Annotated in this window: 7 protein-coding genes and 1 pseudogene; 5 read left to right on the forward strand and 3 right to left on the reverse strand. The window is 41.4% G+C overall.

The annotated features are described in order from the left end of the window. Nucleotides 1–503 precede the first annotated feature (503 nt). The 3 genes from FTV12_RS13865 (at nucleotide 504) to FTV12_RS13870 (ending at nucleotide 5,333) form a co-directional block, all read left to right on the forward strand. Entirely contained in the window at nucleotides 504–3,338 is a 2,835-nt protein-coding gene (locus tag FTV12_RS13865) for a ribonucleoside-diphosphate reductase subunit alpha (RefSeq protein WP_179993292.1), read from the forward strand. A gap of 441 nt (nucleotides 3,339–3,779) precedes the next feature. Further along, nucleotides 3,780–3,911: a hypothetical protein gene (locus FTV12_RS16570; protein ID WP_257218527.1), complete on the forward strand. Its 132-nt coding sequence runs from the start codon at nucleotides 3,780–3,782 to the stop codon at nucleotides 3,909–3,911. Nucleotides 3,912–4,049: 138 nt separating this feature from the next. Then, on the forward strand, nucleotides 4,050–5,333 hold the full coding sequence (locus FTV12_RS13870) for a ribonucleotide-diphosphate reductase subunit beta (RefSeq protein ID WP_004785102.1): 1,284 nt from the start codon (nucleotides 4,050–4,052) through the stop codon (nucleotides 5,331–5,333). A gap of 81 nt (nucleotides 5,334–5,414) precedes the next feature. Here FTV12_RS13870 and FTV12_RS13875 read toward each other — a convergent pair whose 3' ends face one another. Further along, nucleotides 5,415–6,005: a DUF4142 domain-containing protein gene (locus FTV12_RS13875; protein WP_180012383.1), complete on the reverse strand. Its 591-nt coding sequence runs from the start codon at nucleotides 6,003–6,005 to the stop codon at nucleotides 5,415–5,417. 525 nt (nucleotides 6,006–6,530) lie between these two features. Here FTV12_RS13875 and FTV12_RS13880 point away from each other — a divergent pair. Then, a complete protein-coding gene (locus tag FTV12_RS13880) occupies nucleotides 6,531–7,139 on the forward strand; it encodes a DUF805 domain-containing protein (protein ID WP_159124294.1) in 609 nt (202 codons plus the stop codon). Nucleotides 7,140–7,221: 82 nt separating this feature from the next. After that, a complete protein-coding gene (locus FTV12_RS13885; protein WP_034706330.1) occupies nucleotides 7,222–7,677 on the forward strand; it encodes a hypothetical protein in 456 nt (151 codons plus the stop codon). Nucleotides 7,678–7,779: 102 nt separating this feature from the next. Here FTV12_RS13885 and FTV12_RS13890 read toward each other — a convergent pair whose 3' ends face one another. Together FTV12_RS13890 and FTV12_RS13895 are read right to left on the reverse strand one after the other, a co-directional pair. After that, nucleotides 7,780–8,205 (reverse strand): type I secretion C-terminal target domain-containing protein, encoded by a 426-nt coding sequence (locus FTV12_RS13890; RefSeq protein WP_180012385.1) that lies wholly within the window; start codon nucleotides 8,203–8,205, stop codon nucleotides 7,780–7,782. A gap of 71 nt (nucleotides 8,206–8,276) precedes the next feature. Then, a pseudogene (locus FTV12_RS13895) lies at nucleotides 8,277–8,398 on the reverse strand (IS3 family transposase); the annotation flags it as partial.

Genomic DNA, 8,398 nt, shown 5'->3' on the forward strand with positions numbered 1-8,398 from the left:
TTTAATATGCTTGCAATATACACACGTTTACATTGTAAACAAGATAGCGTTCACCAAACCAATACATCAAAGTAGCATTTTGTAATATTTTATCGTGCACATTTCACTCGAATGTGCATTTAACTACCGTTTGTCGGCTTATTTGCATTGATCAAAGCTGAATCTGGACAAAATGTGACTAGTTGATTCAGGCCTTTTTAGTTATCCACAATGTTATCTATAAGCACTTTTTGCCAGCTTTGATATGCTATGCCTTGCCGGATAAGGCTTATGCAAGAATCAATAAAAATTGGGATCTTTTTGCAAAAGATTAAGATAAAACTTCAGAAAAATATTTAGCAAAATGTCAATATTGATCTACCCTAAATTTTCCCGTATCTTGTGTTCAATTAATTTTATAACCACTAGGTCTTGTGTTTATTCCTCGAACACTGTGGCACGATTTTTGCCCAGTTCAAACGGTCCATAAACATAAAAATAGATGACAATGGAGCTATGCTAACATGAGCGTAATCACGTCCACTCCGGGTCAACTTCAGGTGATTAAACGCACCGGTGATGTTGCCGCTTTTGATGCAGAAAAAATTTCTGTTGCAATTGGAAAAGCATTTTTGGCAGTAGAAGGCCAGCAAAGTGCAGATTCGAGCCGTATACACGACCGTATCGAACAATTAACGGAAATGGTTCTGAATACATTCAAACGCCGTTTACCATCGGGTGGCACGATCCATATCGAAGAAATTCAGGATCAGGTTGAACTTGCGCTGATGCGTACTGGCGAACAGAAAGTTGCACGTGCCTATGTCATCTACCGTGAACAACGTTCTGAAGCGCGCAAACAGTTAGGTGCCAACCATCACCCTACACTGCAAGTCACTGATGCAGAAGGTAAGTTAAAGCCGCTTGACTTAAGCGAATTGACTGCGACTGTGACTCGTGCTGCTGAAGGCCTTGAAGGGATCGACGTACAGGCGATTGTCGATGAGACCGTAAAAAACCTTTATAACGGTGTAAAAGAGTCTGACATCTCTACAACCATGATGATGGCAACTCGTACCCGTATTGAGCAAGAACCTAACTATACTTATGTGACTGCACGTCTGTTGCGTGATGACCTGGTGGCTACCGGTTTAGAGTTCTTGGGTCTATCCACTGATACTAATGAAGGTGATGCACTTGAAACTTTCCTGAAAAAAGGGATTGAGTTAGAGCTTCTTTCACCTGAATTGTTAAACTTTGACCTGGCTAAGCTGGCTGCAGCGATTCAACCAGAACGTTCAAACCAGTTCACTTACCTAGGTCTGCAAACCCTATTTGACCGTTACTTTATCCACTCAGATGGCGTGCGTTTCGAATTGCCGCAATTGTTCTTCATGCGTGTGTCTATGGGTCTTGCCCTGAACGAAGATAACCGTGAAGACCGTGCAATCGAGTTCTATAACTTATTGTCTAGCTTCGACTACATGGCGTCTACGCCTACCCTGTTCAACTCAGGTACGCTACGTCCACAGTTATCTAGCTGCTACTTAACTACAATTGATGATGATCTGTTTGACATCTATGGCGCGATGCGTGATAACGCAATGCTGTCTAAATGGGCAGGCGGTTTAGGTAATGACTGGACTCCAGTTCGTGCCCTGAACTCTTACATTAAAGGTACAAACGGTAAGTCTCAAGGTGTGGTGCCATTCCTTAAAGTTGCCAACGATACTGCTGTTGCAGTAAACCAGGGTGGTAAACGTAAAGGTGCGGTATGTGCATACCTGGAAACCTGGCATCTGGATATCGAAGAATTCCTTGAGCTGCGTAAGAATACGGGTGATGACCGTCGTCGTACTCACGACATGAACACTGCGAACTGGGTTCCTGACCTGTTCATGCAACGTGTATTCGAAGATGCTGAATGGACACTGTTCACACCTTCTGAAACGCCTGATCTTCATGATCTGACTGGTGCAGAATTCGCTGAGCGTTATGCTTACTACGAAAGCATTGCCAAAGAAACAAACATGTTGCACAAGAAAATCCGTGCAAAAGATTTGTGGCGCAAAATGCTGTCTATGCTGTTCGAAACAGGCCACCCATGGATCACGTTCAAAGACGTATGTAACCTGCGTTCACCACAACAACACGTAGGTGTGGTTCACTCTTCTAACCTGTGTACAGAAATCACCCTGAACACCAGCAAAGAAGAAATCGCAGTATGTAATTTAGGTTCGATCAACCTGGTACAACACATTCAAGGCGGCAAGCTGGATCGTGAAAAACTGGCTCGTACAGTAAAAACTGCGGTTCGTATGCTCGATAACGTGATCGACATCAACTACTACGCAGTTCCACAAGCACGTAACTCGAACCTGAAACACCGTCCAGTCGGTATGGGTATCATGGGCTTCCAGGATGCGCTTTACGAAATGGGTATGGCTTACGGTTCTGACGCTGCGGTTGAGTTTGCTGATGAATCAATGGAAGTGATTTCTTACTACGCAATTTCAACTTCAAGTGACCTTGCTGTTGAACGCGGTACGTATGAAACATTCAAAGGTTCACTGTGGGATCAAGGTATTCTGCCAATCGACTCACTTGACCTGGTTGCGAAAACTCGTCCAGAACGCATGTTTGAAGTAGACCGCACACAACGTCTGGACTGGGACACTTTACGTGCCAAAGTTCAAAAAGACGGTATGCGTAATTCGAATGTGATGGCGATTGCGCCAACTGCAACTATTTCGAACATTTGTGGTGTGTCTCAATCCATTGAGCCTACATTCCAGAACCTGTATGTGAAATCTAACCTGTCTGGTGAATTCACAGTGATCAACCCGTACCTGGTACGTGCGTTGAAAGAACGTGGTCTTTGGGATGCAGTGATGGTCAATGACCTGAAACACTTTGAAGGTTCAGTACAAAAGATTTCTCGTATTCCTGAAGAATTGAAAGCGATCTTTGCGACTGCGTTTGAAGTTGAGCCACGCTGGATCGTAGATGCTGCTTCTCGTCGTCAAAAATGGATCGATCAGGCGCAATCTCTGAACCTGTACATCGCTGGTGCAAACGGTAAGAAACTGGACATCACTTACAAGATGGCTTGGTTACGTGGTCTGAAAACCACTTACTACCTACGTGCATTAGGTGCAACTTCTGCTGAAAAATCAACCATTAATACTGGTGCATTGAATGCAGTTAAACCTGCAACTGTTGCGGCTCCTGTAGTTGCAGCGCCAGTGGTTGAAGAGAAAAAACCTGAAGCGCCTGTAGAGGAAGAAGGTTTCACTCAAGCAGCGCCAGTGCCACAAGCATGTTCAATTGATAATCCTGATTGTGAGGCTTGTCAGTAAGTTAGCTGGATTAGGAATCAACCGAGATTTATCTCTTATATTGCGAATTAGCAATGGTTGATTCTTATGAGCGGTTAGCATAAGAACTCACTTTTGCTAATTCGTCATGATTGATTCCGTAAAGGAATAGAACATGTCGAAAAAGCTTAAAGAATTTAAAAAGAAAGTTCGCATTGTACGCAAGGAAATTCAGATTTTTTGCTTCACATGCTTATTACCTTGCTCAGTTGCAATATTGGTTTCGATAAACCAAGCAAATGAACAAAACATAAAAAATCTTAAGTCAACTACTCAGGTAGTTACTTAATACAAAATCCCCCCTAAATCCCCCTTTTCCAAAGGGGGACTTCCGTGTAAGCAAAAGAATTCACGGAAATCCCCCTCCTTTATTAAAGGATGGGTTTGGGGAGGATTTAATATTTAACAATAAAGGAAACCTCAATGCCCCATATGACTCACAATTACATGTTAGGACTTGTGGCATTGATCCTTTCCTTTGCCATTACCTTTTACGCACCGATTGCTTACTTCTGGTTTAAAGTTCGCCAGCAACAGCGTAAACAAAATAAGTAGTGGGGATTTATCTCTGAACAAATTCAGAGCATTCATCGACAAAACTTAATTTTGTTTACACAAATTGAGCGTATAGTAAGACATCTCAGCACTGCTGGATGTCTAATAAAAGATATAAAGCAACTAGAGAGAATTGATATGTCTATCCTAAGTTGGGACGATTTCGAAGATGATTCGCAAAAACCGGCTGCACCTGAACAGCAGCCTACGCCCGTCGAGCCGAAAAAAACGGCTAATCCGCAGATGGTATCTGATGCAAGCAACACATCGTCGAATGTGGCAGCTGCACAACCCGCTGCAGCCCCTCGAAGCGCAGGATCAAATTCAACCGATTCACTGGCAAGAGCATCTGCTTCCCTAGACCAACTGGACGTTGCGCCTGGTCTTGAAGAACTTGAGATGGGCGCACAGCGTGTACAGGTTGATGATAAACGTATGATCAACTGCCGTGCTGACTTGAACCAGTTAGTGCCATTCAAATACGAATGGGCTTGGCAGAAATATCTGGATGGTTGTGCGAACCACTGGATGCCTCAAGAAATCAACATGAACCACGACATCGCGTTGTGGAAGTCTGAAAATGGCTTGACTGAAGATGAACGTACCATCGTGATGCGTTCACTTGGTTTCTTCTCTACCGCGGATTCACTAGTAGCAAACAATCTGGTATTGGCGATCTACCGTCACATCACCAACCCTGAATGCCGTCAGTACATCCTGCGTCAGTCATTTGAAGAAGCGATTCATACGCATGCTTACCAGTACTGTATCGAGTCTTTAGGTATGGACGAAGGTGAAGTCTTCAACATGTACCGCGAAGTCCCATCAGTTGCACGTAAAGCGGCTTGGGGCCTGAAATATACACAATCTCTAAGTGATCCTACTTTCAAAACCGGTACACCAGAAAACGACCAGATCTTGCTTCGCAACCTGATCGCATTCTACTGTGTACTTGAAGGTATCTTCTTCTACTGCGGTTTCACCCAAATTCTGTCTATGGGTCGTCGTAACAAGATGAATGGTGTTGCTGAGCAATTCCAGTACATCCTGCGTGATGAATCTATGCACCTGAACTTCGGTATTGATATGATCAACCAGATCAAGATCGAGAACCCACATCTGTGGACTGCTGAATTCCAGCAAGAAGTGATTCAGATGATCCTTGAAGGCACCATGCTTGAAATCGAATATGCACGTGACACGATGCCACGCGGTGTATTGGGCATGAATGCCGGTATGATGGAAGAATACCTGAAATTTATCTGTAACCGTCGCTTGAGCCAGTTAGGCTTGCCTGAACAGTTTACTGGTGTGAACAATCCATTCCAGTGGATGTCAGAAATGATGGATCTACGTAAAGAGAAGAACTTCTTCGAAACTCGCGTAACAGATTATCAAACTGGTGGCGCGTTAAGCTGGTAAGAAATATCACATAATATATAAAGTATTATGATCAAAAAAACCGCCTAAAATGGCGGTTTTTTTATTGGATGAATGCTTAACTTATTTCATCTTTTCAACGATTTGTTCAGCTTTTTTCAGATGTGTCGCTACCGCAGTACGGGTGTGCGTCAACATGCTTTTTAATTCCGCATTTTTCGCACTTGGAATCAATTGTGTATCCAAAGTGTTCAGGGCTTTACGATGTACTTCAACCTGACTCATCATATAGTCTTTATCGGCTGCAGATGGCTTGCTCAGGTCAGTAACAATCTTGTCACTATCGCTTTGCAATGCCGTACTGAGACTGCTTGCTTGAGGAGTTAATTTTAAACGGTCTGCCAGAGCCTGGCCTTTTTTCTCGTTCGCTGTATGTTCGCTAATCATCATTTGCGCATACTTACGTGCGTCATCTGTTTTAAGTTTTGGCAAAGCTGTTTTTGCCTGTTTAATTTCACCGTTATTGACCGTACTTACAACCTTAATCACTTGACTCTCAGTTAAATTCATTCGGCTGTCATTTGATGCTTTAGAATTTGCTTGAGCAGCAGTTGAAGATTGCTGATTCATTGCCATTGTTTGACCAGCAGTGAATAGCAATACACCACTCATCGCAACGCAGTTAATCATCTTCTTCATTAGAATAGCTTTCATCATGACACCCTTTAATGTTTTATTAATTAAAATTGCCTTTATAAAATAGGTGAATTCACTTAAAAACAGTTTAATGTTTAAGTTGTTTTATGAGATCAATATATAAGCATTTATTAACTTAAGCAAAGTCTGTTGGGGATTAGTTTCTTATTCAAACTCTACGTAAAAATTCGCAATATATTCATATTGAATAAAATACTAAAATTAATTAAGTCATTGATTTAAATTATTTTTATAAATATTGGTATATTTTTAGCTTTATTAAATTTATTTCAGTTTTTCTTCCCTTGAATCATTTCTTATTATTCAACAAATTAAGAAAATCTAAATTTAACTAAATTATTTGTTATCGGCTAAATCAACTTCTTATTAATCAGAACTTCTAGCTTTAGATAGTGAAAATTTATTACCTAAATATTTTTATAAAAGCTTGATCTCAAAATAAATTTCCTATGCTACTATCGGCCATATATGAATAATATTTATACAAATCCATAATAGCCAGAAGATAAATAGAGAGGGCTTATGAAAGGTTCCATCCTGGATTTTTCTATTCAAGATAATACGGGTTTTATCACAGGGGATGATAACAACCGCTACAGTTTTAGCGGTGCAGACTGGCGTGGACAACGCCCTCCTTCACGCGGTGACCGGGTTGATTTTATTGTTAACTCAACCGGTCAGGCAGCAGATATTTATCTGGCTTTGGGAAACTCGATTCATCTGGGAGAAAGCATTAGCAATCAGATTAATAAATATTCCAATCTGGATCAGGCTGAAGAGAATTACAGCAGTATCGACTGGTTTGTAAAATGTCTAACCAATTATGCAAACTTTTCAGGTCGTGCACGCCGTAAAGAATTTTGGTTCTTTATGCTGTTTTGTGTAATTTTAAGCATTATTAGTGAAGCCATTGATGCAGTTTTAGGCACCAAACCTTTGGTGAATGGCCTGCTAAATTTAGCGCTTCTGCTCCCAAGTCTGGCTGTAGGGGCACGTCGCTTGCATGACATTGGACGCTCTGGATGGTGGCAATTGCTTGTACTGACAGGGATAGGAGCCATTTTACTCATTATCTGGTGGGCAAGTGATACCAAAAAAGAAAATAATGAATATGGTGCTCCTGCCAAGTAATGGAACATTACATATCCCGTCTTGATACGGGATATGTTTATAGATTATTTAATTTAATATCAAAGCAATACGTAGGCAATTCATGCTGCAAGATCAGTTATCCAAACTTCCCAATGCAATATGGGTGCAAATTTATAAAGATAAAATGCAACTGATGGACAATGAGGGCACGATTGTGCAAACAATGGTCCCTCCCGTTCCCTATGCGCATGAACGCAGCATCATTGCCGACTTTAATGCTGCCTCAGACACCCTAAAACAGCTGGTATCTACTTCAATTGTTCAAAAACTTTGGGGCTCTACAACGCTGCTGCAAGTTATGGATATGCCTGAAGAGGGTCTGACAGCTCTTGAACAGCGTGCCCTGCTAGAATTAGGTTATGAAAATAGTGCACAAAAGGTGATTCTGTATGATCCCGCAGGTCAGGAAATTACGAAAGCGAGCTTAAGCACCACTTATCCTAAAACCAATCTAAAAATCTTTCTGGTTATCTTAATTGTCGTCATTGCTGCTTCTATCTGGTTTTTAACACTTTAAATGCCATATAAAATTAAAAAACCCCGCATTAAGCGGGATTTTTTAATTGAAGTTCAATGACATCATAAATTTTTATGAATAATCCATTTTAAAAACTTCTGATTAGATTGGATTATATTTAATGATGTCATCCAGCTGTAAAGTTGCACTGTCTACATTCTGTAATATCAGCAAATCAGCGCGTGCAAAGGTGGTATTGGTATCGGAACCATCACGATCGATCGTCACGACTGTATCATCTCCACGTTGTTCGAGCGTGATATAGTTCCCCAGATTTGAGGCATCTACTGCCTGATCACTTAATAATGCAGATACATCGATGGTGTCACCTTCAACTGCATTGAAGTCAGTCCAGGTATATGTACCATTGCCGCCAGTTGCATCAGCATTATTTAGTAAATAATAGATCGCTGTATCTGCTCCTGCACCACCTGTCAGGATGTCATCACCTGCACCACCCTGTAACAGGTTATCTGCTGGATCGTCGGCATAGTTAAGAATCTGGTTTACCTGATCAATATTGATCACCAGATTTGCTGAAGCACTTTCCTGATCGGCCTGTCCCGCATTACGCGTTACCGTATATTCAAATACTGATCCTAGACAGTATCGTGGACAACCAGCCCCTCTAAACTTTTAATATATTTCTGTTCAAAGGCTTCTGGACTTAACCAGCCGTTTGCAGAATGTCTTCTGACTCGATTGTAATAAATTTCAATAT

This window comes from Acinetobacter sp. YH12233 (assembly GCF_013417725.1).
Taxonomy (GTDB): domain Bacteria; phylum Pseudomonadota; class Gammaproteobacteria; order Pseudomonadales; family Moraxellaceae; genus Acinetobacter.

What these genes read in the sequence shown, in the direction of transcription:
- FTV12_RS13865 (WP_179993292.1), top strand. Translation starts at nt 504, where the DNA reads ATGAGCGTAATCACGTCCACTCCGGGTCAACTTCAGGTGATTAAACGC.
- FTV12_RS16570 (WP_257218527.1), top strand. Translation starts at nt 3,780, where the DNA reads ATGCCCCATATGACTCACAATTACATGTTAGGACTTGTGGCATTGATC.
- FTV12_RS13870 (WP_004785102.1), top strand. Translation starts at nt 4,050, where the DNA reads ATGTCTATCCTAAGTTGGGACGATTTCGAAGATGATTCGCAAAAACCG.
- FTV12_RS13875 (WP_180012383.1), bottom strand. Translation starts at nt 6,005, where the DNA reads ATGAAAGCTATTCTAATGAAGAAGATGATTAACTGCGTTGCGATGAGT.
- FTV12_RS13880 (WP_159124294.1), top strand. Translation starts at nt 6,531, where the DNA reads ATGAAAGGTTCCATCCTGGATTTTTCTATTCAAGATAATACGGGTTTT.
- FTV12_RS13885 (WP_034706330.1), top strand. Translation starts at nt 7,222, where the DNA reads ATGCTGCAAGATCAGTTATCCAAACTTCCCAATGCAATATGGGTGCAA.